At 65.6% G+C, this 23,345-nt stretch carries 19 protein-coding genes; 6 read left to right on the forward strand and 13 right to left on the reverse strand.

Annotated elements, in window-relative coordinates; genetic code table 11:
- The first annotated feature begins 94 nt into the window (after window positions 1–94).
- A complete protein-coding gene (locus tag ACVILH_RS29900; RefSeq protein WP_456716096.1) occupies window positions 95–1,675 on the forward strand; it encodes a fatty acid--CoA ligase in 1,581 nt (526 codons plus the stop codon).
- A gap of 183 nt (window positions 1,676–1,858) precedes the next feature.
- On the opposite strand, the gene ACVILH_RS29905 is transcribed toward ACVILH_RS29900, so the two are convergent.
- On the reverse strand, window positions 1,859–3,133 hold the full coding sequence (locus tag ACVILH_RS29905) for an acyl-CoA dehydrogenase family protein (RefSeq protein ID WP_456716097.1): 1,275 nt from the start codon (window positions 3,131–3,133) through the stop codon (window positions 1,859–1,861).
- A gap of 166 nt (window positions 3,134–3,299) precedes the next feature.
- Between ACVILH_RS29905 and ACVILH_RS29910 the strand changes: the two genes are divergently transcribed.
- The gene (locus ACVILH_RS29910; protein WP_456716098.1) at window positions 3,300–4,079 is read left to right on the forward strand and encodes an enoyl-CoA hydratase-related protein; all 780 of its coding nucleotides are present in this window, start codon (window positions 3,300–3,302) and stop codon (window positions 4,077–4,079) included.
- 244 nt (window positions 4,080–4,323) lie between these two features.
- On the opposite strand, the gene ACVILH_RS29915 is transcribed toward ACVILH_RS29910, so the two are convergent.
- The 3 genes from ACVILH_RS29915 to ACVILH_RS29925 are packed head-to-tail and all read right to left on the reverse strand — an operon-like array spanning window position 4,324 to window position 6,490.
- Window positions 4,324–4,710 carry a DUF6285 domain-containing protein gene (locus ACVILH_RS29915; RefSeq protein ID WP_456716099.1) on the reverse strand — a complete coding sequence of 129 codons (387 nt, stop codon included), beginning with the start codon at window positions 4,708–4,710 and terminating at the stop codon, window positions 4,324–4,326.
- Entirely contained in the window at window positions 4,710–5,699 is a 990-nt protein-coding gene (locus tag ACVILH_RS29920) for a phosphotransferase family protein (RefSeq protein WP_456716100.1), read from the reverse strand. The genes ACVILH_RS29915 and ACVILH_RS29920 overlap by 1 nt, the downstream gene beginning before the upstream one ends.
- Window positions 5,696–6,490, reverse strand: a complete 795-nt coding sequence (locus ACVILH_RS29925) for an enoyl-CoA hydratase/isomerase (RefSeq protein WP_456716101.1) — start codon at window positions 6,488–6,490, stop codon at window positions 5,696–5,698. Before ACVILH_RS29925 ends, ACVILH_RS29920 begins: the two co-directional genes overlap by 4 nt.
- Window positions 6,491–6,655: 165 nt before the next feature.
- On the opposite strand from ACVILH_RS29925, the gene ACVILH_RS29930 reads away from it, so the two are divergent.
- Complete coding sequence (locus ACVILH_RS29930) at window positions 6,656–7,435, forward strand: SDR family NAD(P)-dependent oxidoreductase (protein WP_456716102.1); 780 nt, start codon at window positions 6,656–6,658, stop codon at window positions 7,433–7,435.
- Between the two features lie 167 nt (window positions 7,436–7,602).
- Complete coding sequence (locus tag ACVILH_RS29935; protein WP_456716103.1) at window positions 7,603–8,436, forward strand: alpha/beta hydrolase; 834 nt, start codon at window positions 7,603–7,605, stop codon at window positions 8,434–8,436.
- A 100-nt stretch (window positions 8,437–8,536) separates the two neighbouring features.
- Here the strand turns inward: ACVILH_RS29935 and ACVILH_RS29940 are convergent, their stop codons facing one another.
- Complete coding sequence (locus ACVILH_RS29940) at window positions 8,537–8,830, reverse strand: hypothetical protein (protein WP_456716104.1); 294 nt, start codon at window positions 8,828–8,830, stop codon at window positions 8,537–8,539.
- Between the two features lie 186 nt (window positions 8,831–9,016).
- Here ACVILH_RS29940 and ACVILH_RS29945 point away from each other — a divergent pair, with 186 nt between their 5' ends.
- The gene (locus ACVILH_RS29945) at window positions 9,017–9,628 is read left to right on the forward strand and encodes a flavin reductase family protein (RefSeq protein WP_456716105.1); all 612 of its coding nucleotides are present in this window, start codon (window positions 9,017–9,019) and stop codon (window positions 9,626–9,628) included.
- Window positions 9,629–9,972: 344 nt separating this feature from the next.
- Here the strand turns inward: ACVILH_RS29945 and yghU are convergent, their stop codons facing one another.
- A complete protein-coding gene (gene yghU / locus ACVILH_RS29950) occupies window positions 9,973–10,848 on the reverse strand; it encodes a glutathione-dependent disulfide-bond oxidoreductase (RefSeq protein WP_456716106.1) in 876 nt (291 codons plus the stop codon).
- A 182-nt stretch (window positions 10,849–11,030) separates the two neighbouring features.
- Here yghU and ACVILH_RS29955 point away from each other — a divergent pair, with 182 nt between their 5' ends.
- Entirely contained in the window at window positions 11,031–12,545 is a 1,515-nt protein-coding gene (locus tag ACVILH_RS29955) for an acetyl-CoA acetyltransferase (RefSeq protein WP_456716107.1), read from the forward strand.
- A gap of 27 nt (window positions 12,546–12,572) precedes the next feature.
- Here the strand turns inward: ACVILH_RS29955 and ACVILH_RS29960 are convergent, their stop codons facing one another.
- The 7 genes from ACVILH_RS29960 to ACVILH_RS29990 all read right to left on the reverse strand — a co-directional run bounded on the left by ACVILH_RS29960 (window position 12,573) and on the right by ACVILH_RS29990 (window position 23,076).
- The gene (locus tag ACVILH_RS29960) at window positions 12,573–12,911 is read right to left on the reverse strand and encodes an antibiotic biosynthesis monooxygenase family protein (RefSeq protein WP_456716108.1); all 339 of its coding nucleotides are present in this window, start codon (window positions 12,909–12,911) and stop codon (window positions 12,573–12,575) included.
- Window positions 12,912–13,031: 120 nt separating this feature from the next.
- Window positions 13,032–14,141: a J domain-containing protein gene (locus ACVILH_RS29965; RefSeq protein WP_456716109.1), complete on the reverse strand. Its 1,110-nt coding sequence runs from the start codon at window positions 14,139–14,141 to the stop codon at window positions 13,032–13,034.
- A gap of 39 nt (window positions 14,142–14,180) precedes the next feature.
- Window positions 14,181–15,143: an MBL fold metallo-hydrolase gene (locus ACVILH_RS29970; protein ID WP_456716110.1), complete on the reverse strand. Its 963-nt coding sequence runs from the start codon at window positions 15,141–15,143 to the stop codon at window positions 14,181–14,183.
- A 314-nt stretch (window positions 15,144–15,457) separates the two neighbouring features.
- A complete protein-coding gene (locus ACVILH_RS29975; protein WP_456716111.1) occupies window positions 15,458–17,149 on the reverse strand; it encodes a methyl-accepting chemotaxis protein in 1,692 nt (563 codons plus the stop codon).
- 241 nt (window positions 17,150–17,390) lie between these two features.
- Window positions 17,391–19,067, reverse strand: a complete 1,677-nt coding sequence (locus ACVILH_RS29980) for a methyl-accepting chemotaxis protein (RefSeq protein ID WP_456716112.1) — start codon at window positions 19,065–19,067, stop codon at window positions 17,391–17,393.
- A 224-nt stretch (window positions 19,068–19,291) separates the two neighbouring features.
- Window positions 19,292–20,926 carry a CHASE3 domain-containing protein gene (locus ACVILH_RS29985; protein WP_456717107.1) on the reverse strand — a complete coding sequence of 545 codons (1,635 nt, stop codon included), beginning with the start codon at window positions 20,924–20,926 and terminating at the stop codon, window positions 19,292–19,294.
- Between the two features lie 443 nt (window positions 20,927–21,369).
- Entirely contained in the window at window positions 21,370–23,076 is a 1,707-nt protein-coding gene (locus ACVILH_RS29990; RefSeq protein WP_456716113.1) for a methyl-accepting chemotaxis protein, read from the reverse strand.
- Between the last annotated feature and the right edge of the window lie 269 nt (window positions 23,077–23,345).

Here is a 23,345-nt window from a genome sequence, read left to right on the forward strand (position 1 = left end):
CCGTCGTCTGACTGCAAGATGCTCGCTCCGGGCGTAGCCCGGGGCGAGAAAGAAAGGACCATAAATAAGCAATAAAACACAATCGGAGGGAAACATGTCCGTCACGACGGCAGCGTCGACGCTCGTCGACGTCGTGCGCAGCCAGGCGCAGGCACTCGGCTCCGCCACCGCCTATGAGTTCGAGGGCCGCATCACCAGCTTCGCCGAATTCGACCGCAAGACCAACCAGGTCGCGAACGCGCTGAAGGCGCTCGGCATCAAGCCGGGTGAGCGCATCGCCTATTTCGGCAAGAACAGCGACGTCTATTTCGAGCTGCTGGTCGGCGCCATGAAGGCCAATGTCGTGATGGCGCCGGTGAACTGGCGGCTCGCCGGTCCCGAGGTCGCGTTCATCGTCGAGGACTGCAAGGCCCCTGCCCTGTTCGTCGGGCCGGAGTTCATCACCATGATCCGGCAGATCCGCGACCAGCTTCCGAGCGTGCGGCACATCATCACCACCGAGGGCGGCGCACCGGAATGGCAGGATTTCACCGCGTGGCGCGATGCGCAGAGCGCCGATGATCCGGGCGTCGACATCACGCCGAAGGACATCGCGCTGCAGCTCTACACATCAGGCACGACGGGCAAGCCGAAGGGCGCGATGCTGTCGCACGCGAACTTCCTCAACCTGGTCAACACCGGCAATCCTGCGGAGAAGCCGGACTGGAACAAATGGTCGACCGAGGACGTGTCGCTGATCGCGATGCCGATCTTCCATATCGGCGGCTCCGGCTGGGGCCTGATGAGCCTGTATCACGGCGCCCGCGGCGTCATCGCGCGCGAGTTCGATCCGACCAGGATCCTCGATGTCTTCGAGCACTCCGGCATCACCAAGCTGTTCATGGTGCCCGCCGCGATGCAGTTGGTGGTGCGGCAGCCACGGGCACGGCAGGTCGATTTCTCGCGGCTGAAATACATGCTCTATGGCGCCTCGCCGATTCCGGCGGCGCTGCTCAAGGAATGCATCGACGTCTTCAAATGCGGCTTCGTGCAGATGTATGAGATGACGGAGACCACCGGCACCATCATCGCGCTGCCGCCGGAGGACCATATCGAAGGGCTGGAGCGGATGCGCTCGGCCGGCAAGCCGCTGCCCGGCGTCGAGGTGGCGATCATCGATCCCGTTGGCAATCCGCTGCCGCCGCGCGAGGTCGGCGAGATCGCGACCCGCTCCGGCTCCAACATGGCGGGCTACTGGAATCTGCCGGAGGCAACCGCGCGCACCCTCGGCAAGGACGGCTGGCTGCGTACGGGTGACGCCGGCTACATGGATGAGGACGGCTACGTCTACATCCACGACCGCATCAAGGACATGATCATCTCCGGCGGCGAGAACATCTATCCGGCCGAGGTCGAGAGCGCGATCTGCGATCACCCTGACGTCGCCGAGGCCGCCGTGATCGGCATTCCCGACGACAAATGGGGCGAGGCCGTGAAGGCGATCGTGGTCATGAAGCCGGGCAAGCAGGCGACCGCGACCGACATCATCAATTTCACCCGCACCCGCATCGCCGGCTTCAAGACGCCGAAGACCGTCGACTTCCTCGATGCGCTGCCGCGCAATCCCTCGGGCAAGATCTTACGGCGAAATTTGCGCGACCCTTATTGGGCGGGCAAGGACCGGCAGGTGAATTGACCAAGGACTTGCCCGACGACTCCTGGATCGCTTCGCTCGCGCTCGCGATGACGTGGAGAGAGCGTGCGCCCTCTCCCCACCGTCATTGCGAGGCGCCCTTGCGCCGAAGCAATCCAGGGGCCACGTGACAGGTCTGGATTGCTCGCGAATGCTCACGATGGCTGTCTTCGAACTACAACCGCCTCACCTCTTGTTCGCTCCCATATATCCAAACAGGAACCCCGCCACCTTGCGCATCTGGATCTCCTCGCTGCCCTCGGTGATGCGGTAGCGACGGTGGTGGCGGTAGATATGCTCGAACGGCTTGTGGCGCGAATAGCCCATGCCGCCATGCACCTGGATGGCGCGATCGGCCGCCTCGCAGCACAGGCGGTTAGCCCAGTAGTTGCACATCGAGACCTTGTCGGACAGCGTGTGCTCCACCTGCGCCTGGGTGAGCTGATCCATCTCCCAGGCCGTCTTGCGGATGAGGAGCCGCAGCATCTCGGCCTGCGTCGCGAGCTCCACCAGCGGCCACTGGATCGCCTGGTTCTCGGCCAGCGCCTTGCCGAACGGCTTCCGCTCCCGCGCGTAATTCACGCTCTCATTGATGCAGAACACCGCCGCGCCGAGCGAGCTCGCGGCCTGCCGGATGCGGTTCTCGTGCACGAAACATTGCGCCAGCGACAGGCCGCGCCCGACCTCGCCGAAGACAGCATCCTCCGGCACGAACACGTTGGTGAAGCTGACGCGGGGATGGTCGGTCGGCATGTTGAAGGTCCAGAGATACTCCTCGACCTTCATGCCCTCGCTCTTCGCCGGCACCAGGAAGCAGGTGATGCCGCGGGCGTCGCCGTCATTGCCCGAGGTGCGCGCGAACAGCGCGCAATGGGTGGCGACATGCATGCCCGTCGTCCACATCTTCTCGCCGTTGATCAGCCAGCCCTTGACGTTGTCGCGCGTCGCCGGAATGGCCTTGGTCTCCATATGGGTAGCATCCGAGCCGTGATGCGGCTCCGTCAAACCAAAGGTGATGCGGTACTTGCCGGTGATCGAACCGTCGATCATCGCCTTCTGATCGTCGCGGCCGTAGCGGTCGAGCATGGTGACGATCGGGAGATTGCCAACGATGGAATGCTCGTTCTGCAGGTCGTTATGCAGGCCGAGCCCCTTCGACGCAAAATGCTCTCGGATCACCGCCATCCAGAGGTTGGAGCCGTCCTTGCCGCCATAACGCTTCGGGATCGCGAAGCGCAGGTGACCTGCGGCATCGGCGCGGTCCTTGGCCTTGCGCAGCAGCTGCTCCCACTCATGCCGCGGCAGCCCGCCATTCTCGAAATCCGTGCGCGCCCATTCGCGGCGATGGTCGAAGAAGCGGATGTTGTCGTCGGCCTCCTCCAGCGGCTTGATCTCGGCGGCGATGAAGCGGTCGAGCTCGTCGAGATAGGCGACCAATTCCTTCGGCAAGGAAAAATCCATGGCGTGTCTCCCTATGCATGTCGTTGTTGTTCTTGATTGTGGGCGGCCCGGCTCTCCGCCGCGTGCTTGTGGCGCGCAGCGCGGTTGCGTATTTGGATGACTGCAGATGCAGCGCAGGCGCTAAGCTCGCGCAACGTTGCCAATCAGAAACCAGGAGGAAAGATCGATGGAGCTCAAATTCTCGAAGGTCACGCGCAAGGGACCGGTCACGATCGTCACCCTCGCCCGGCCCGAGGTCTACAACGCGCTGCATACCGACGCACATTATGAGCTCGAGGCGGTGTTCGACGGCTTCGCGGCCGATCCCGAGCAATGGGTCGCGATCGTCACCGGCGAGGGCGACAAGGCGTTCTGCGCCGGAAACGATTTGAAATGGCAGGCGGCCGGTGGCAAGCGCGGCTGGGGCCGGAGCGGCTTCGGCGGCCTCACCTCGCGCTTCGATTGCGACAAGCCGCTGATCGCCGCCGTCAACGGCGTCGCGATGGGCGGCGGCTTCGAGATCGCGCTCGCCTGCGACCTGATCGTCGCCTCGGAGAATGCGACTTTCGCTTTGCCCGAGCCGCGCGTCGGCCTCGCCGCGCTCGCCGGAGGGCTGCAGCGGCTGCCGCGCCAGATCGGCATGAAGCGCGCGATGGGCATGATCCTCACGGGGCGCCATGTCGGCGCGCGCGAAGGCCATGAGCTCGGCTTCGTCAACGAGGTGGTGCCGCAGGGCGAGGCGCTGGCGGCCGCGGAGCGCTGGGCGGAGACGATCGCCAAGAACTCGCCGATGTCGATCCGCGCCTCCAAACAGGCGATCGAAAAGGGCCTTGCGGTGTCGCTGGAGCAGGCCATCACCGAGCAGCGCGACTACCCGGCGGTGCAGGCGATGATCCATTCGCAGGACTATATCGAGGGTCCGAAGGCGTTTTCGGAGAAGCGGCCGCCGAAGTGGCTGGGGCGGTGAGCGCCACGTGAGTTGGTCATTCCGGGGCGCGCGCAGCGCGAGCCCGGAATCCATATCCACGATCGAGCGTATGGATTCCGGGCTCGCGACTGCGTCGCGCCCCGGAATGACGTCAGAGGTGATGGACGGACCTGCTCCGCTCTCACCACCGTCATTGCGAGCGAAGCGAAGCAATCCAGACTGCATCTGCAGAGGCAGTCTGGATTGCTTCGTCGCTGACGCTCCTCGCAATGACGGCCGAGAATTAGGCGCCATCCTGGCTCCTCCCCGCCTCGCGTTTGTAGGATGCGTAGTTCGGCTGATCGACAGCCAGCTTGTCGAGCGTGGTCTGCCAGAGATGCTCCTTCAGCCCCGGCGTCGCGAGGTCGACGGCGCCGCTCGCGATCTGGTTCGCCAGAGCACGATTGAGATCAACCAGCGCGCCGTCCTCTCCGAGCAATTGCTTCAGCCGTGCATGCTCGGCGGCGTCAGCTGCAGCCGCCTGCGTCAGCTGCCGCACGACGAGATCAAGCGCATTGATGCCCACGCGCAGCTTGAAGGCCTGGTGGCCCGAGATCAGCGGCGTGATATCGTTGCGCAGGAAATCCGCCACGGCCTGCACCAGCTCGGTCGGCGTCGGTTCGTCCTGCATCAGCCTTCTCCTCGCGGCGCCAGCAGCCGCAGCAGATCGATCTCGGTCTCCGACGCACGGCGACCGATCATCGCGCGCTCCATCGAGTGGTCGGGACCGATCCGAAACCGCTGCATCATGCCGCAGCACATCACGCCCCAGCGCAACGTGCCCATGACCTCCCAGAAATTCACCCTGTCGGGATCGACCTTGCGCCCGGCGGCCTCGTAGCTGGCGAACAGATCCTCCCGCGCGCCGAAGCCGCCGACGGGCTTGTCGATTTCGCCGAACCGCCAGGAGTTGACGCAGATCCAGCCGAGGTCCTCCATGGGGTCACCGAGATGGGCGAGCTCCCAGTCGAGCACGGCGCGCACGCCGTCGGACCCGATGATCAGATTGCCGTTGCGGAAATCGCCATGCACGAGCGTCACCACGTCCGAGGGCCCGGGATCGTTTTGCGACAGCCAGCGCAGCGCCAGTTCGAACACCGGCCGCGGCCAGTCGAAGCTGCGATATTCGCGCGCAAGCTCCGCGATCTCCCGGGTCGCGTTCATCTCGCGCAACGCCGGCAATTTCGCGCGCGCAATGCCATGAATCCCCGCAGCGATGCCGCCAAGCTGGCGCGCGAGACGCGGCCGCGCCTCGGCGAACTCAACATCGCGCAAAATCTTGCGCGCGATGGTCTCGCCCTCGACGCGGCGCATGATGAAGCCGGTGCCGAGATCATCACCGGGCGTCAACACGTGCAGCACCTCCGGCGACGGCACGCCGGCGGCGTGTGCGAGACGCATCAACGCCGCTTCATTGTCGAGTCCTGCAGCCCGTCCGGGGGCTGCGCCATAGCCCTTCGGCGAGCGGCGCAGGATGGCACCGATATCGCCGTCGGGATGGACGATGTCGAAGCGCCACGTCTCCTGGCTGGCGCCTCCGGACAGCTTCGCGGCGCCGCGCACGCCGGTCGCGCCCGGCATGAACGCGGCGACGCAAGCTGACAGCTCGGTCTCGATCATTGGCCCTTGAACTTGGCGGGGCGCTTTTCGAGGAACGCGGTGACGCCTTCCTTGAAGTCGGACGTCGCGCCGGCGATGCGCTGCGACTGAAATTCCTCGTTGAGCTGCTCCTCGAAGGAGTTCTCCGGGCTCTCCCAATACAGCCGGCGGATCTGCGCCAGCGCCACCGTCGGACCGTTGGCGAGTTCATGCGCGAGCTTCATGGTCTCCTCCTTCAGTGCCGCATCGTCATAGACGCGGTTGACGAGGCCCCATTGCAGCGCCGTCTCGGCCGGCAGCTTCTCACCAAGCAGCGACAGCTCGATCGCACGCGCCTTGCCGACCAAGCGCGGCAGCAGCCAAGTCGAGCCGCAATCCGGCACCAGGCCGATGCGGCGGAACGCCTGCAGGAAGTAGGCGGATTTCGCGCACAGGATCATGTCGCCCATCAGCGCGAAGCTCATGCCGGCGCCGGCGGCCGGGCCGTTCACCGACGTCACGATCGGGCAATGCAGATTGCGCAGACGGCGCAGGAATGGGTGGAAGGCGGTCTCCAGCGCAGCGCCGGCATTGCTGCGGCCGGGCTTGGCCTGCGCGTTGCGCCCCTGCAGATTGGCACCCGTACAGAACGCGCGACCAGCGCCGGTCACGACCAGGCAGCGCACCTCAGCCTTCCTCTCCTCGATCTCGTCGAGCGCCTCGGCGAGGCCGCCGAGCATGTCGATCGAGACCGCGTTCATCACCTCCTGATGATCGAGCGTGAGGATGGCGACGGGCCCGTCGAAATCGAGCGTGACGTGCTTGAACTGCATGGTTTCCTCTCAAAAGCTTGTCGAGCGCTGCATTCTTCGCGGCGGAAATTCGCAGCATCGCTTGGTTCGTGCAGCATATTTGATTTTTGCGCTTCGCTTGTCCATGGTTGCGTCATCCAAATAATCGAAGCGCCGAGAGCGCGCTCGCACCTCACGGAAACGCTCATGACAATGTTCGATCTCACCGGCCGTGTGGCCGTCGTCACCGGCGGCAATGGAGGCATAGGCCTCGGCATTGCCCAGGCACTTGCGTCCAGTGGCTGCAACATCTCGATCTGGGCACGCAACGCCGAGAAGAACAAGGCTGCTGCCGCATCGATGGCCGCAGGGCCCGGCAAGGTCGAGACGCGCATCTGCGATGTGACGAGCCCTGCCTCCGTCGCGGAGGCGATGAAGGCGACGCTGGATACGTTCGGCCGCGTCGATGGCTGCTTCGCCAATGCGGGCATCGGCGGCGGTGGCCGCAAGCCCTTCATCGAGCGCAGCGAGGAGGAATGGCGCACCATGTTCGCGACCAATCTCGACGGTGTCTTCCATGCCTTCCAGGCCGCCGCGAAGCACATGACCGCGCGGGCCGAGGCCGGCGATCCGTTCGGCCGGCTGGTGGCGACATCGAGTCTCGCTTCGCTGTTCGGCACCGCACGCAACGAGCATTATGCGGCGACCAAGGCCGCGATCAACGCGCTGTGCCGCGCGCTCGCCGTCGAGCTTGCCCGCTACGGCGTCACCGCGAATGCCATCCTGCCCGGCTGGATCAAGAGCGACATGACGGCGGGCATCATGGGCAACGAGAAGTTCGTCGCCAACGTCATGCCGCGCATTCCCGTCCGCCGCTTCGGCGAGCCGTCCGATTTCGGCGGCATCGCGGTGTATTTGATGAGCAAGGCGTCGTCCTATCATACGGCCGATAGCTTCGTGATCGATGGCGGCTATACGGCGTTTTGACGCACCTCGGCGTGGTGAGCCGGCCCACTGGTTCGCCACTCCCGAATTCGTTCCGCCCCTGCGCCGCAAGATTTCGGAAATTTAATCCGTTTGTCCATGCCACACCCCCGTGACCTCGGCGTTGTCCCGCATCACATGACCGGGAGAATTCCGAGGGGAACGATGCCATGAAACGCGGTGTGACGGTGTTGGCCTGTGTGTCTGCGCTAGCTGTGGCAGGCTACTTTGCGATGGCCAAATGGGGCATCCAGCACGAGAGCCGCGAATTCTATGACGCCGCGCGGCAGCGGCCGATCAATGTCGATATCGCGGTCCGCAAGGACTACGAGATGAAGGCCAATGCCGGGCTGTGGCGGCTGCCGGTCGCGGTCATCAGCAACGGCAACACGGTGAAGAACACCGAGTACTCGTTCCTTGCAAACGTGTTCGCCGCACGCGGCTACCTCGTCGCCAGCGTGCAGCAGGACCTGCCGACCGATCCGCCGCTCGTCACCAAGGTCGGTCTGCCCTATGTCGGAAGGCTGGACGTCTACAAGAAGGGCGAGGCCAACATTCTCTGCGTCCTGAACGAGATGAAGAAGCGGCATCCGAATGCGGACTATGATCATCTCACGCTGGTCGGCCACTCCAATGGCGGCGACACCGCGATGTATTTCGCCAAGGAGCATCCGAACATCGTCTCCCAGGTGGTGACCTTGGACAATCTGCGCGTGCCTTTCGTCGTGCGGGACAAGCTCAAGATCCTATCTTTCCGCTCCGACGATCCCGAATTCAAGACCGATCCGGACGTGCTGCCCAAGCAGCTCGGCCAGAAGAGCGGCATCGACATCATCAAGACCGAGTTTCAGCATACCTGGATGAGCGACCGCGGGCCCTATACAGCGCGGGAACGCATCCAGGCGACCCTCGACAAATATCTCGGCGGCGATGCGACCAGCGAGCTGGCGCCGGCGGATACGGACAATTTGATCGTGACCAATGGCGCCGCCGCGCTGCCGTGACTTGACCGGCCGTACTCTGGCGGCCGGACTGTTGCTGCAACGAGGATTGGCTCAATCGAAAGGGGCGACTGCGGACGCAGCCGCCCCTTCAAATACCCGCTCAGTCTTGCGGCTTCTTCGCCGGCGGGCCGTTCTTATTGCCCGGCATGCCCTTGATGTTGGACGTGTCCTGCGTGCTGACGTCGGGATTTTGACGGTTGATGGTGGACGACGAGCCGACCGTTCCGGACTCGGTCGCCGGCGGCCCGTTCTTGTTGCCGGGAGCCCCTTGAATGCCTGCACCGGAATTCTGCGCACTTGGCGGCGTCGTCGTTTGCGGCTGCATTCCCTGTGCCAGGGCTGACGTGGCCGAGATGACGAACGCGCACGCGATCAGGCTGACCGTCGATCTCATGGCGTGACCTCCATTTGTAGTTGTTGGTCTGGTCGAACGTGGCGCTGCCCGAGCCGTTCCCGGGAACGTCGAATTTCCCATTGAGGGAACGCCGCGGACGCACGCAACCACTGCCCGCTTTATCGGCTTCCGCATCGCATCATCGCCCACTACGGTCGGCCGACCAACGCACCAGAGGCCGTGACCATGCAATACCTTTCGACCGATCTCAGCCCGCGCGAGCGCTACAAGATCCTGACCTCCTTCGTGCTGCCGCGGCCGATCGCCTGGGTCACGACCAAGGGCGAAAGCGGCGTTGTCAACGCCGCCCCGTTCTCGTTCTTCAACGTGATGGGCGAGGACCCGCCGCTGTGCGTGTTCGCGATCAACCTGCGGCCGGACGGCCGTACCAAGGACACGCTCGTCAACATCCGCCGTTCGGGCGAATTCGTGGTGCACATCACCGACGAGCCATTGGCGCAAGTGATGCACGAGACCGGCGGCGACTTCCCGCCCGAGATCGGCGAGCCCGATCATCTCGGGCTGAAGCTCGCGCCGTCCCGCATGATCGGCGTGCCGCGGCTGGCGGACGCACCGTTCGCGATGGAGTGCAAGACCTGGCAGCTGATCGACGTCAACGGCGATCGCGTGCTGGTGCTCGGCGAGGGCTTGGCCTTTCACATCCGCGACGAGTTGTGGGATGCCGAGAAGATGCGAGTGGAGATGGAGCTGTTCCATCCCGTGGGACGCATGTTCGCGGATCGCTATTGCCGGACGAACGACCGGATGGATTTTCCGCCGGCGAAGGGGATTGGCTGAGGAGCTACACATCTCATGCTCCACAATCCGGACTGGAACTCAATGCCATACAGTGGTGGTGAATGCGCCCTCTCCCCTTGTGGGAGGGCATGTAGGACAGCGCTGTCATGTCGGTCGGGTGAGGGGTATCTCTCTACGAATGTCACTCGTGGAGAGATACCCCTCACCCAACGGAGAGCTTGGATGGGCCGAACATGCCCTCTCCCACAAGGGGAGAGGGCGCTGTATCACGCAGTGCACGTTGACTGAGATAGCGGTGAGGGACGATGGTAGCGCGGCGCGCTCGATCCTTCCTACGCAACAATGACGACCTCGACGCGCCTTTGCCCACCCTACATGCGCAACTACTTGCTCTGCCCGATCTTGTCTTGCGTCTTTGTGTCGAAGTCGCTGGCATCGTGGCGTTCGTGGAGCTGGCTGGCGGGGTCGCCGGAGATGCGGTTGACCATGCGGCCGCGCTTCACAGGCACGCGCTGCGCGATCTGGTCGGTCCAGCGCTGGACGTTCTTGTAGTCCTGCACCGAGAGGAACTCGCCGCCTTCGTAGAGCAGGCCCTTGGCGAGCGCGCCGTACCACGGCCAGACCGCGATATCGGCGATGGTGTAGTCGGGGCCGGCGAGATACTCGCTCTCGGCGAGACGCCGATCGAGCACGTCGAGCTGGCGCTTCACCTCCATCGCAAAGCGATCGATGGCGTATTCGATCTTGGTCGGCGCATAGGCGTAGAAGTGGCCGAAGCCACCGCCGAGATAGGGTGCGGCGCCCATCTGCCAGAACAGCCAGGACAGGCATTCGGCGCGCTTGGCCGGCTCGGTCGGCAGGAAGGCGCCGAACTTCTCGGCGAGATACACCAGGATCGCACCGGATTCGAACACGCGGATCGGCTCGGGTCCGCTGCGGTCCAGGAGCGCCGGGATCTTGGAGTTCGGATTGACCGCCACGAAGCCAGAGCCGAACTGATCGCCCTCGCCGATGCGGATCAGCCAGGCGTCATACTCAGCGCCGCTATGCCCGAGCGCCAGCAGCTCCTCGAGCATCACGGTGACCTTCACGCCGTTCGGCGTGCCCAGCGAATATAATTGCAAGGGATGACGGCCGACAGGCAATTCCTTCTCATGCGTCGGTCCTGCGATCGGGCGGTTGATGTTGGCGAAGCGGCCGCCGCTGGCCTTGTTCCAGGTCCAGACCTTGGGCGGCACATAGCTGTTCTGTTCGGACACGAATAACTCCGGCGTGAGCGGCAAAAGGAGCGATGGTTTTAGGCGCATATGCCGCCGAGCGGAAGCCATGCCGCGCGCGGATGCCATCGGCATTTTCCGCATTGCGCGGTCGAACCGGCGGTGACAGAACGAAGACAAGACCACAATGACGGTTCGTCACGGACCGCTTTTCGGAAACGCCCATGACTGCAGCTGCCCTGCCCCCGGACCGCATTCCCGTGATCGTCGGCGTCGGCGAGATCGTCGACAGGCCCAAGGAGATCACGGAAGGACTGGAGCCGCTGGCGCTGCTCGAACAGGCGATCCGTCGCGCGGAAAATGATGCGGGCGCCAAGCTCATTCAAGACACCGGCTCGCTCGATGTCGTCAACTTCCTGAGCTGGCGCTATCGCGATCCCGAGCAATTGCTCGCGCAGCGGCTCGGCGTGACACCGGCGCACTGCACTTGCGGCCCGGTCGGCGGCGAAAGCCCGATCCGCTATCTGCACGAGGCGGCGCTGCGGATCGCCCGCGGCGAATGCGACGTCGCCATCGTCTGCGGCGCGGAGGCGCAGTCGACCGCGACCAAGGCGGAGCGCGCCGGCGTGACCCTGCCGTGGACGCCGTTCGCGCATGACGTCGAAGAGCCCAAGCGCGGCGCGGCGTTCCAGAAGCCGCTCGCGGTGAAGCTCGGCGTGTTCCGTCCGGTCTCGGTCTATCCGTTCTACGAGGTCGCGAGCGCGGCGAAATGGGGCCAGACGCCGCGGCAGGCGCTCGCCGAATCCGGCGAGTTGTGGTCGCGCTTCTCGGCGGTCGCCGCCTACAATCCGAACGCTTGGCTGAAGCGGCACTTCGCGCCGGACGAGATCACCACGCCGTCCGCCGACAATCGCCCGATCGCCTGGCCCTACACCAAGCTGATGGTCGCCAATCCCATGGTCAACATGGGCGCCGCGCTGATCCTGACCAGCCTCGCGAAGGCGCGCGCCGAGGGCGTTGCCGAGAACCGCATGATCTATCCGCTCGGCGGCGCCTCGGCGGAGGATCCGCGTGACTATCTGACGCGCGATCAGTTCGCCGAAAGCCATCCGCAGAATGCCGTGCTGCAGGCGGCGATGACTCTCGTCGGCGGCAAGGGCACGGCGTTCGACGTGATCGAACTCTATAGCTGCTTCCCCTGCGTGCCGAAGATGGCGCGGCGGACGCTCGGGCTCGGCGCCGATGTCGAGCCGACCGTGACAGGAGGTCTCACCTTCTTCGGTGCGCCGCTCAACACCTATATGACGCATGCCGCCTGCGCGATGGTGCGGCGGCTGCGCGGCGGGGGCGCCAGACGCGGCCTGCTCTACGGCCAGGGCGGCTTCGTCACCAAGCATCATGCGCTGGTGATCTCGCGCGAGCCGCCCTCGTCGCTGTCGCATGATGTCAGCGTGCAGGCAGAGGCCGATCGTCACCGCGGCACCGCGCCGGAGTTCGTTAGCGAAGCGTCCGGCAACGGCAAGGTCGAGAGCTTCACGGCGCTGTATGATCGCAATGGCGAGGTCGAGCACGGCGTAGTGATGCTGCGCACCGAGCAGGACACGCGCACGCTGGCGCGCGTGCCGGCACAGGACAAGGCGACGCTGACGCGGCTGATGGACCTGGACCGGACGCCGGTCGCCACGCTCGGTCCGATCAGCATGGCCGCTGACGGCGTGCCGGAGTGGCGGGCGAGCTAGGCGCACCCAGCGCCGATCGCCGCTGACTCACACCTCCCGCGCCTCGCGCTGCCAGCGCGCATAGGCCGTGTCCCAACCGGGATCGGCGTCGGCCGGGAAGCCGAGAGTCTTGCCGCCGCCGAGGTCGCGAAAGCCGATCATCGCGCGGCGATGCGCGCCGCTTCTGACATAAGCGCGCATGCTGGCCTCGTCGCGCCATACCGTCAGCGTGTGATAGATGCCATCGACAGGGCGCAGCTCGACGCGCAGGTTTCCCGGAGCACCACGCGCCTGGCTCACCGCGCGGGAGGTGTGCCACCAGAAGCGCAGCAGGCGGAGCAGCCCGGGATGCGGACGGAAGCCGGTGACGGACACGTAAACGCTCATGAGAACCCCTGGGATCACCGACCGCGCCGCACAGCTACGATTGCTCATACGGATCGGCGTGAGCACAACGATGCTCGGAGCGTTCTGGATGTCCTACCGCCCATCGCACGCCGACGCCGCTCAGCGCGCGGTGCGCTTGGGCTTCGCATCCTCGGGCAGCGTGCCCGTGGTCTCGGCGGGCACTGGAACGGCGCGGCCGTCGCCGGCCAGCACCTGCTCGCGCTTGCGTGCGAGCGCATCGTCGCGGCGCGCCACCGCGGTCGCCAGCTCCGGATTCAGCTTCAGCGCCTGATTGAAGTCGGCGAGCGCGCGGTCGTAGCGCCCCTTCGCGAGCCAGACCGCGCCGCGGTCGCTGTACAGCTCGGCATCGCTGAAGCTCATGCGCACCGCGCGATCGAGATCCACCAGCGCCTCGTCGAGCTCGCCGGTCTGCTGCAGCGCCAGCGCGCGATCATGCAGCAGCGCCGGATTGTTGGGATCGAGCCGGATCGCCTTCTCATAGTCCGCCACGGCGCGGTCCCAGCGGCCCCTGCGGCCGAGGTCCCGGGCGCGATAACGGTAGAGGTCGGCATTGCGCGGCGCGAGCTGGACGGCCTCGTCGAAATCGGCGATGGCGCCGTCGAGATCACCCTGCTGGCTGCGCTCCAGCGCCCGCCTGACGAAGCCGGCCGCTGTGGTCGGCTGTGCCGGCGAGACCTGCTGGCCTGCGGATGCCTCCTTCGCCGGCGACGGCGCCGGGCTTGCTTCAGGCGCTGGTGGCGCAACCGGCAGCACGGCGCCGGTCGCGTCCTGGGCGGCTGAGGCCGCTTCACGGCCGGCCTCGCGCGGCGGCTCGGAGCGAGGTGGCGCCGGCGGCTGCACGGTGACTGAGCGCATCGCGGGCGGACGACTCGTCCAATCGCCGAGCGAGGGGAACAGCAGGATCTCCAGCCCGATCAGGATCGCGCTGAGCACCGTGGTCGCGGCGGTGAACTGCAGGACCGCGTCCCAGCGCTCGCGGCGGATCCGCGCGCGCTCGGAGGCGAGGCCCTCGTCATATTCGGCGCGGCGGCCGGCATCGCGCAGGACGTTGTAGGCGATGATGATCATTTTGAGCTGATGCTCGGACGCGGCATCGCGTCCTCCCGTGAGATCGGGATGATGCGCCTTGGCGGCCTGCCGGAACGCCTTCTTGATCGTATCGAGATCGGCGCGCGGCGAAACTCCGAGCACCTCGTAATGCGTTTTCATCAATCTGCCTCGCGGCCCCCTTCCGCGCTCGCGTCGTGATCATGCCGAGAGCATGTCGAGCGCATAATGGGCGCCGTCGCGAACGAGCCGGCCAAACCCGGGCCATGGAAAATGCGAGCCGCAGATCAGCATGTCGTCTGCGACCACCCTGTCGAGCAATCTGCGCCGGCTGACCTCCGCGGCCGGAGCATCCTGGTCATAGGCGCCGTGCCATTCGGGGTGGCGCAGGCTGAGCGCCGGCACATAGGCCGTGTCGCCGGAGATCATCAGTTGCTCCTGGCCGGAGCTGAGATGAAAGGCGGTATGTCCAGGCGTATGACCGTGCACGCTGACGAAATGGATGCCGGGCACCACCTCGTCCTCGCCCTCGACCGGCAGCACGTTCTTCCAGCTCGGCAGCACGCTCTGGATGCGGCGGGCGAGCGCCTGCCGCCACGGCGGCAGCCGGCTGGTCATGGTCGGATCGGTCCAGAACTTGTACTCGGCCGCGGCGACGATGATCTCGGCATGGGGAAACACCGGCGCGTTGCTGTCCTCGCCGAGCAGTCCGAAAATATGATCGGGATGGAAATGCGAGATCAGGATGGTGTCGATGTCCTGCGGGCGAAGGCCGGCCGCCTTCAGATTGTCCAGCATGCGGCCCGACACGAAGATCGAATCGGAATTGTAGCCCTGCACCTGGCCGCCGCCGCCGGCGTCGCACAGCACGGTCTTGCCCTTCAGCCGCACCACATAGGTGCTGATCGGAACGGGGACGAAAGCGGGACTGAGGCCGGCCGCGCGCAGCGCCGCCTTGACGTCATCGACGCCGGCATTGCTGAGGAAGCCCGCCTCATGCGGCTTCTCCCAGATGCCGTCATAGAGCGCGATCACCTCGGCCTCGCCGACGGTGAGCCGACGGAAGCCGCGCTCCGGATCCACCGTGCGGCGGCGCGGCTTGGCGGCAATGGCGAGCGGCGCATCGAGACCGAAGGCCGCGGCCGCGATGGCGGCCGACAGCACCAAGGTTCTGCGCGAAGGTCCGCACGCGATCACATTGTCCGCCAATAATTTGTACCGCTGGTTGAACAAAGCTCGGATGCAAGGAACCTTTGCACCTTAGCGGGATTATGGCGCGATGGCGGCGTTTATGGCCGGTCCGTAGCTTCCTGGCCAATGGATGCAGAAAACGCACAGTCGTGGCCTTCCAGGCCGCCGCACGATGAACAAGCTGCGAACAGGTCGCAGCTATGGAGCTTCGTCGACGGCCTGCCTTCCAAGCAAAACGGCGCCGAGCAGGCGCCGTTCAACCATCGCACGCGACGTGCTCACAGAGATCAGGCCGCGCGGACCGACTGGAGGAAGCGGCTGACCTCCTGCTTGAGGCGGTTGCTGTCTCCCGAGAGCTGGCGCGCCGCGGTGAGCACCTGGCTCGACGTCTCGCCGGTCTCGCTGGCGCCACGCTGGACGTCGGTGATGTTCGACGAGACCTGCTGCGTGCCGGTCGCGGCGTGCTGGATGTTGCGGGAGATCTCGGCGGTGGCGGCGCCCTGCTCCTCGACCGCGGCGGCGACCGTCGCGGCGATCTCGGACAGCCGTTCGATGGTCGTCGAGATCTCGCGGATGGCGCCGACGGATTCGTTGGTCGCGGCCTGGATGCCGGAAATCTGCTGGCCGATCTCGCCGGTCGCCTTCGCGGTCTGCTCGGCCAGCGCCTTGACCTCGGAGGCCACCACGGCGAAGCCGCGGCCCGCCTCGCCGGCGCGCGCGGCCTCGATGGTGGCATTCAGCGCCAGCAGGTTGGTCTGGCCGGCGATGGTGTTGATCAGCTCGACGACGTCGCCGATGCGGGTGGCGGCCTTCGACAGCTCGCCGACCCGATCGTTGGTCCGCCGCGCCTGCTCGACGGCATCAGAGGCGATGCGCGCGGATTCCTGCACCTGGCGGCTGATCTCCTTGACCGAGGATGTCAGCTCCTCGGTTGCGGAGGCGACGGCCTGGACGTTGGCCGAGGCCTCCTCGGAGGCTGCGGCCACGCTGGTCGACAGCTCCTGGCCGCGCAGCGCCGTGCTCGACAGCGAGTTCGCCGAGCTCTCCAGATGGCCGGAGGCCGAGGAGACGGTATCCACGATATTGCCGATCGCGCCCTCGAAGCTGTCGGCGAGCGCGGACATCTCCTGCTTGCGCGTGCGCTGAGCCCGATGCTCCTGCTCGATCAGCTCCCTCGCATTGAAGCGCACCATCGTCTGCACGGTCTGCAGGTTGCGCAAGGCGCGGCCGATCTCGTCGTCACGCTCGATGTGCATGCGGGTGTCGAGCTTGCCCTGGGTGATGCTCTCCATCGTCTCGTTGAGATGATCGAGCGGGCCGACGATGACGTTCATCGTGCGCAGGCCGACCATGCCGCACAGCACGATGCCCGCGCCAGCAATCGCCGCGGCAATCATGCCGCCGAGCCCGCCCTCGCCGAACGAGATCGCGCCGAGCACGATCAGAAAGACGGTCTGCAGCGCGATCAAGGTGCGCAGCCGCGACGCGATCTTGCCGCTGAACATCGCGAGATGATCGAACACCGAGCGGCGGCGGACGATGCCGTCCTCGATCTTGTAGCCATGCGGCTTGTTCTCGCGGATGGCGGCATAGACCTGCTCGGCCTCGGCGCGCTGGTCGGACGGCAGCTTGGTGCGCACCGAGGTGTAGCCAACGACCTGGCCGTCCTTGCGGATCGGCGAGGCCGTCGCCAGCACCCAGTAATAGTCGCCGTTCTTGCGACGGTTCTTGACCGCGCCGACCCAAGGCCGCCCGGCCTTCAGCGTGCTCCAGAGATTGTCGAATGCCTCCGGCGGCATGTCGGGATGACGCACGATGTTGTGCGGCTGGCCCATCAGCTCCGCCTCGGTGAAGCCGGCGGCCTTGACGAAATCCTCGTTGAAGAATGTCAGCTTGCCCTTGGCGTCGGTCTTCGAGACGATCAGGGTGTCATCCGTGATCGGATATTCGACGTTGGTCACAGGCAGGTTCTTGCGCATGGCGCGGAGTCCGATCTGCAATGATGGGGTGAGTCACGCCGGCACTGGCATGACTAATGTTTCAGCAATCGATCTGCCGACTATCTCCTCAGTCCATTAACCTACGCTAAAACGTCGCAACCGCGAAAATACGGTTATTCTTGCTAACGCTTCCAGGTTGCATCTCCGCACCAGCGACAAGCAGAAACGGCGGCAAACGTATTTGCCGCCGTCCGTTCTGAATCCTCGGCCGCCGTTCCGATCAGGCGGCGCGCACCGTCTGCAGGAAGCGCGACACTTCGGCCTTGAGGCGCGTGCTGTCGGCCGAGAGCGACTTCGCGGCCGACAGCACCTGCGACGAGGCGCTGCCGGTGTCGGTGGCGCCGCGCTGCACATGCGCGACGTTGGAGGACACCTCGCCGGTGCCCGCGGCCGCCTGCTGAACGTTGCGGGCGATCTCCTGGGTCGCCGCGCCCTGCTCCTCGACGGCGGCGGCGATGGTCGACGAAATCTCCGACAGCTTCTCGATCGTGACCGAGATCTCGCGGATGGCGCCGACCGAATCCTGCGTCGCCGCCTGGATGCTGCCGATCTGCTGGCCGATCTCGCCGGTGGCCTTCGCCGTCTGCTCGGCCAGCGCCTTCACCTCGGAGGCGACCACGGCAAAGCCGCGGCCCGCTTCACCGGCCCGCGCCGCCTCAATGGTGGCGTTGAGCGCCAGCAAGTTGGTCTGGCCGGCGATGGTGTTGATGAGCTCGACGACGTCGCCGATGCGGGTCGCGGCCTTCGACAGCTCGCCGACGCGTTGGGTGGTCGAGCGCGCCTGGCCGACGGCCTCGCCCGCCATCCGCGCGGATTGCTGCACCTGGCGGCTGATCTCGGTGACAGAGGATGACAGTTGCTCGGTCGCCGACGCCACCGACTGCACGTTGGTCGAAGCCTCCTCCGACGCAGCCGCGACGGTGGTGGCCAAATGCCTGGAGCGGTCGGCGCTCGACGACAGCGACGCTGCCGAGGATTCCAGCTCGGTGGACGCCGACGTCACCGTCTCGATGATCTCGCCCACCGCGGCCTCGAAGCTGTCGGCCAGCTTCTGCATCTCGGCGCGACGCTGCTGGGCTGTGAGCTGATCCTGCGCGAGCTTGGCCTCCGCCTCCTGCCGCGCCCTGTCGGCGAGCATATTGCCGACGCCCTCGACGGCGCGCGCGGTCTCGCCGATCTCGTCCTTGCGGTCGAGCCCGACCATCGCCGGGGATTCGCCGCGCGCCATCCGCTGCAGCACCTCGGCAAGCGCCTGCATCGGCCGGGCGATCCCGAACACACCGACGACCAGGGCGGCGCCGATGGCCATGATCGTCGCGATAACAGCCAGGACGAGCGTGGTGCGCGTATCGGCGGTGACCGCCTCATGCTGTTCGGCGGCCTTTGCCTCGGAGAAGGCCACCACATCGCTGACGGCTTTCAGCAAGTCGGTGATCGCAGTGTTGAGAACCGGGCTACACTCGGCGCGCAGCTTCTCCGCGGCCTTTGCGTTCTGCTCGGACGTCGTCGCCTTGCTCGCGACCTGGATGGCTGGATCGCAGCTCGCGAAGGCACGATTGACCAGCTCGATGATCTTGCCGGTATGCTCGGCCTTCTCCGGCAGATCGGTCCTGATCTTGTCCAGCCCGCTCCTCACCTGCGCCGCCGCCTCCTGCGTCGCCTTGAGCAGACGGGCGTTGCCGGCATCGGTGGTCTCGGCGACCAGCTCGAAGGCGGAGGCGCGATAGGTCTCGGCCCGGCGACCCGTCCGCGCCAGCAGCACCGTGGTGGCGTCGATCCGCTTGACGACGTCCGTATAGGCGCGATCGACCGCCGACATCTGAAGCGACATGTAGCTGGCGAGACCGATCATCGCCGCGCCCATCAATAGGGCGATGAGGCCGACCTTGAAAACCATGCGAAGATTGCTGAGCACGACAATACGTTCCGTATTCCTGAACAAAAGGTTGTAACGACGTCGACACTCGCCGATTTGGAATTAACGCAAGTTAAAGATCGGCCGGCTTGTACGGATTTCACGGGCCCCCTGCGCTGCACGCATGCTTCGTTGACACGACCGCGCCAAGCAAAAGGGCGCAGCCTTGCGGCTACGCCCTGGTATCTTGCAGTAGATGAGTGAGCTTAGGCGGCGCGCACCGTGTCGAGGAAGCGGCTCACCTCGGCCTTCAGCCGGTTGCTGTCGGATGACAGCGCCTGTGCGGCGGACAGCACCTCGGAGGAAGCCGAGCCGGTCTCGTTGGCGCCGCGCTGCACCTCGACAATGTTGGTCGAGACGTCCTTGGTGCCCTGCGAGGCGTGCTGGACGTTGCGCGAGATCTCCTGGGTCGCGGCGCCCTGCTCCTCGACGGCGGCGGCGATGGTCGAGGCGATCTCCGACAGCCGCTCGATGGTGCCCGAGATCTCCTTGATGGCGCCGACCGATTCCTGGGTCGCGCTCTGGATGCCGGAGATCTGCTGGCCGATCTCGCCGGTCGCCTTGGAGGTCTGCTCGGCCAGCGCCTTGACCTCGGTGGCGACGACCGCGAAGCCGCGGCCGGCTTCACCGGCGCGCGCCGCCTCGATCGTGGCGTTCAGCGCCAGCAGGTTGGTCTGGCCGGCAATGGTGTTGATCAGCTCGACGACGTCACCAATGCGGGCGGCGGCCTTGGACAGCTCGCTCACCTGGTCGTTGGTGCGCCGTGCCTGGTTGACGGCCTCGCTCGCCATGCGCGCCGATTCCTGCACCTGCCGGCTGATCTCGGTGACCGACGAGGACAGCTCCTCGGTGGCCGAAGCGACCGACTGCACGTTGCTCGAGGCGAGCTCCGAGGCCGAGCTCACCGTGGTGGTCAGCTCCTGCGCCCGCTCGGCGGAGCGGCGCAGCGTGTTGGCGGAGCCTTCCAGCCGGCCCGAGGCGGTCGACACCGCATTGACGATGTCGCCGACGGTCTGCTCGAAGCGGCCGGCGAGGTCCATCATGTCGCGGCGGCGGTTCTCGGCCTGGCGACGCTCGGTCTCCTTCTGCTCGGCCTCGAGCGCCTGGACGCGGATGGCGTTGTCCTTGAAGATCTGTACGGCCCTGGCCATGTCGCCGACTTCGTCGCGGCGATCGGCATAGGGGATGGTGACGCTGAGATCGTTGTTGGCGAGACGGCCCATCGCGGCGGTCATGCTGGTGATGCCGCGGGTGACCGCGGAATTCAGCACGAGCAGCGAGACGACTGCGATCAGGGCCATCACGATGCCGCCCGTCATGATCGCCGTTTTCGACGAGGTCAACGCGGCTTCCGCGGCGTCCGCGCGCGTCTGAAGCAGCGATGCTTCCATGTCGATGGCTTCCTTCACCAGGGCGCGGAGAGCGTCCATGTGCTTCTTGCCGGCGCCGGAGGCTTCGAGGTTGCGCGCCTCCTGCACCGTCTGCGGATTGCGCATCAGCGCGATTTCTTTCTCCGCGACGTCCTGGCGCCAGCTGGCAGCGGCCTTCGCGATCTCGTCGAAGCGGCGCTGCTGGGTCGGATTGTCGGAGGTCAGCTGCTTCACCTCGGTCAGCGCCTTCTTGAAGGCGACGTCGGAGTTCTTGTAGGGCTCGAGGAAGTTGTCGGTGCCGCCGACCAGGAAGCCGCGCACGCCGGTCTCGGCGTCGACCATCGCGGAGACCAGCGCCTTGGTCTGATCGATCACCTGATAGGTATGGACGGTCCAGCCATTGTTCTGGGCCAGCGTGGAGAGGTTCTGCCACGTGATCAGGCTGGCGACCACGGACACGATGATCGTCATCAGGAAGCCGGCGGCGAGCTTGCGCGACGTCTTCATGTTCATCAGGACGGAGAGCATCTTCTTCTTCTCTTCGGGGCTGAACCTCCTGCCGCACGCAGGAGGCGAGTTGGACGGAACTTCGCTTCAATTGGTCAGAACAAATTGAAACATAGATTAACTTCTCGGCCAGTAGTTCCCACGCGACAGCGCTGCGCCACTGCTTTGGCTCGCGCGAGCGACTGGTCCTCGGGGCGAGCCGAGCAACATGCACGCGGGCAGATTGCCAAGTGATGTCATGAGCTTGGCATGCAAGCACCGGCTTTCTTCTCAAGCCGAACGAATCGAATGTCTTGCGGTGCGAACGAAAGACATCTTAATTTTCCGTACCGTAGGACTCCGGCCGGACGGGAATGAATGAGACGCGCAGTGCCGACTGCGCGTCTCATCATGGTGCTGGAACGGTGCTAGGCCGCGCGCACGGTGTCGAGGAAGCGGCCGACCTCGAGCTTCAGGCGGTTGCTGTCGCCCGACAGCATCTGCGCGGCGGACAGCACCTGCGACGAGGCCGAGCCGGTCTCGTTGGCGCCGCGCTGCACCTCGGCGATGTTGGCCGACACCTGCTGGGTGCCGATCGAGGCCTGCTGAATGTTGCGCGAGATCTCCTGGGTCGCAGCACCCTGCTCTTCGACGGCGGCGGCAATCGCCGACGAAATCTCCGACAGTCTCTCGATGGTGCCGGAGATCTCGCGAATGGCGCCGACGGACTCTTGTGTCGCCGCCTGGATGCTGCCGACCTGCTGGCCGATCTCTCCGGTGGCCTTCGCCGTCTGCTCCGCCAGCGCCTTCACCTCGGAGGCCACGACCGCAAAGCCGCGGCCTGCTTCGCCGGCGCGGGCTGCCTCGATCGTTGCGTTCAGCGCCAAGAGGTTGGTCTGGCCGGCGATCGCATTGATCAGCTCGACGACGTCGCCGATGCGGCTCGCGGCCTGCGACAACTCACCAACGCGATCATTGGTGCGCCTGGCCTGCTGAACGGCGTCGCTGGCCATGCGGGCGGATTCCTGCACCTGCCGGCTGATCTCGTTGACCGAGGAGGCCATCTCCTCGGTGGCCGAGGCGACCGACTGTACGTTGGTCGAGGCTTCCTCGGACGCCGCGGCGACCGTGGTCGCCAGCGTCTGCGAGCGTGCCGCGGTCGAGCTCAGCGAGGTCGCCGACGCTTCCAGCTCGGTCGAGGCATGCGACACGGTGCCGACGATCTGCCCGACCGCCTGCTCGAAGCCGTCGGCCATCTGGTGCATCTCTGCGCGGCGCTTCTCGGCCACCAGCTTGTCCATCGCGATCTTGGCCTCGGCCTCCTGCTGCGCCTTCTCGGCCAGCATGACCTTGATCGCATTGACGGCCTGCGCCGTCTCGCCGATCTCGTCGCCGCGTCCCTCGCCGGAGATCGCGACCTCCTCGCCCCTGGCCATCCGCTGCAACACGGCCACCAGCGCCCGCATCGGCTTGGCGATGCCGTACTGGCCGATGACGAAGCCGAGCGCGAGCCCGAGCACGATGCCGACACCCGCAACCATGATCAGCATCCGCGAGGTCTGCTGGTACTGCTCGTCGGCCTGCTTGGCGAGGTTCTCGACGCGCGCGTTCAGGCGGTCGGCGACATCCCTGATCTTGAACTGAAGCTTCTCCGAGTTCGCGCGGCTCTTCAACGCGGCATCGCGCATCTTCTCGGTCTGCTCGTTGAGCTGCATGTCCTTGGAGGTGGCAATGACGCGGAACGTCTCCTCCATGCCCTTGACGTACTCGTCATAAAGCACGCGAACGTCCGGGATCATCGCGCGCGCCTGGTCGTCCTTGGTCTTGGCGACCTCCTCCAGGCGTTCGGCGAACTGCTTGCGCTGCTCCTCGACGACCTTCAACGCGGCCTCGCGGTTTTCGTCGCGCGGGTCGAGCGCTGCGCGGAATTCGGCACGGTTCAGCGCGATCACGTTCTGATTGGCGCGGGCGGCCAGCAGGGCACGGTTGGCAGCGGACTTCATGAGAACCGCGCCTTGCGCCACCGTCTCCAGCGCGGTGATCGCGAACCAGCTGATGGTGCCGGCGACGGCCGCCATCAGCACCACGATCGCGAGGATCTTGGTGAGAACACGGAAGCGAGACAGGAGCGACATCGATGACCTCGTCGGAGCTCTCGGATGCAACAGACGAGGACGGTGAGACCGTGTGCGAAGTGCTCGTCCGGCATCATTGGCGGATCTGAAAACCGCGCCAGTTTGAGTCGTGCGCACCGCAAATTGATTAAGATTTGATGCCGTAGAAATCCGCCCGGAAAACCGCGGAGGATCCGGTCGCCGTTCAAACGGTCCGCGCCATGACGGGTGGCAACGAACAATCAAGGGCGCCGCTGGCAGCGACGCCCCTCGTCAAGAGTCCGGCTTTC

It is taken from the genome of Bradyrhizobium sp. USDA 4353, from assembly GCF_054063215.1.

What these genes read in the sequence shown, in the direction of transcription:
- ACVILH_RS29900 (WP_456716096.1), top strand. Translation starts at nt 95, where the DNA reads ATGTCCGTCACGACGGCAGCGTCGACGCTCGTCGACGTCGTGCGCAGC.
- ACVILH_RS29905 (WP_456716097.1), bottom strand. Translation starts at nt 3,133, where the DNA reads ATGGATTTTTCCTTGCCGAAGGAATTGGTCGCCTATCTCGACGAGCTC.
- ACVILH_RS29910 (WP_456716098.1), top strand. Translation starts at nt 3,300, where the DNA reads ATGGAGCTCAAATTCTCGAAGGTCACGCGCAAGGGACCGGTCACGATC.
- ACVILH_RS29915 (WP_456716099.1), bottom strand. Translation starts at nt 4,710, where the DNA reads ATGCAGGACGAACCGACGCCGACCGAGCTGGTGCAGGCCGTGGCGGAT.
- ACVILH_RS29920 (WP_456716100.1), bottom strand. Translation starts at nt 5,699, where the DNA reads ATGATCGAGACCGAGCTGTCAGCTTGCGTCGCCGCGTTCATGCCGGGC.
- ACVILH_RS29925 (WP_456716101.1), bottom strand. Translation starts at nt 6,490, where the DNA reads ATGCAGTTCAAGCACGTCACGCTCGATTTCGACGGGCCCGTCGCCATC.
- ACVILH_RS29930 (WP_456716102.1), top strand. Translation starts at nt 6,656, where the DNA reads ATGACAATGTTCGATCTCACCGGCCGTGTGGCCGTCGTCACCGGCGGC.
- ACVILH_RS29935 (WP_456716103.1), top strand. Translation starts at nt 7,603, where the DNA reads ATGAAACGCGGTGTGACGGTGTTGGCCTGTGTGTCTGCGCTAGCTGTG.
- ACVILH_RS29940 (WP_456716104.1), bottom strand. Translation starts at nt 8,830, where the DNA reads ATGAGATCGACGGTCAGCCTGATCGCGTGCGCGTTCGTCATCTCGGCC.
- ACVILH_RS29945 (WP_456716105.1), top strand. Translation starts at nt 9,017, where the DNA reads ATGCAATACCTTTCGACCGATCTCAGCCCGCGCGAGCGCTACAAGATC.
- ACVILH_RS29955 (WP_456716107.1), top strand. Translation starts at nt 11,031, where the DNA reads ATGACTGCAGCTGCCCTGCCCCCGGACCGCATTCCCGTGATCGTCGGC.
- ACVILH_RS29960 (WP_456716108.1), bottom strand. Translation starts at nt 12,911, where the DNA reads ATGAGCGTTTACGTGTCCGTCACCGGCTTCCGTCCGCATCCCGGGCTG.
- ACVILH_RS29965 (WP_456716109.1), bottom strand. Translation starts at nt 14,141, where the DNA reads ATGAAAACGCATTACGAGGTGCTCGGAGTTTCGCCGCGCGCCGATCTC.
- ACVILH_RS29975 (WP_456716111.1), bottom strand. Translation starts at nt 17,149, where the DNA reads ATGCGCAAGAACCTGCCTGTGACCAACGTCGAATATCCGATCACGGAT.
- ACVILH_RS29980 (WP_456716112.1), bottom strand. Translation starts at nt 19,067, where the DNA reads ATGGTTTTCAAGGTCGGCCTCATCGCCCTATTGATGGGCGCGGCGATG.
- ACVILH_RS29985 (WP_456717107.1), bottom strand. Translation starts at nt 20,926, where the DNA reads ATGACGATCATCGTGTCCGTGGTCGCCAGCCTGATCACGTGGCAGAAC.
- ACVILH_RS29990 (WP_456716113.1), bottom strand. Translation starts at nt 23,076, where the DNA reads ATGTCGCTCCTGTCTCGCTTCCGTGTTCTCACCAAGATCCTCGCGATC.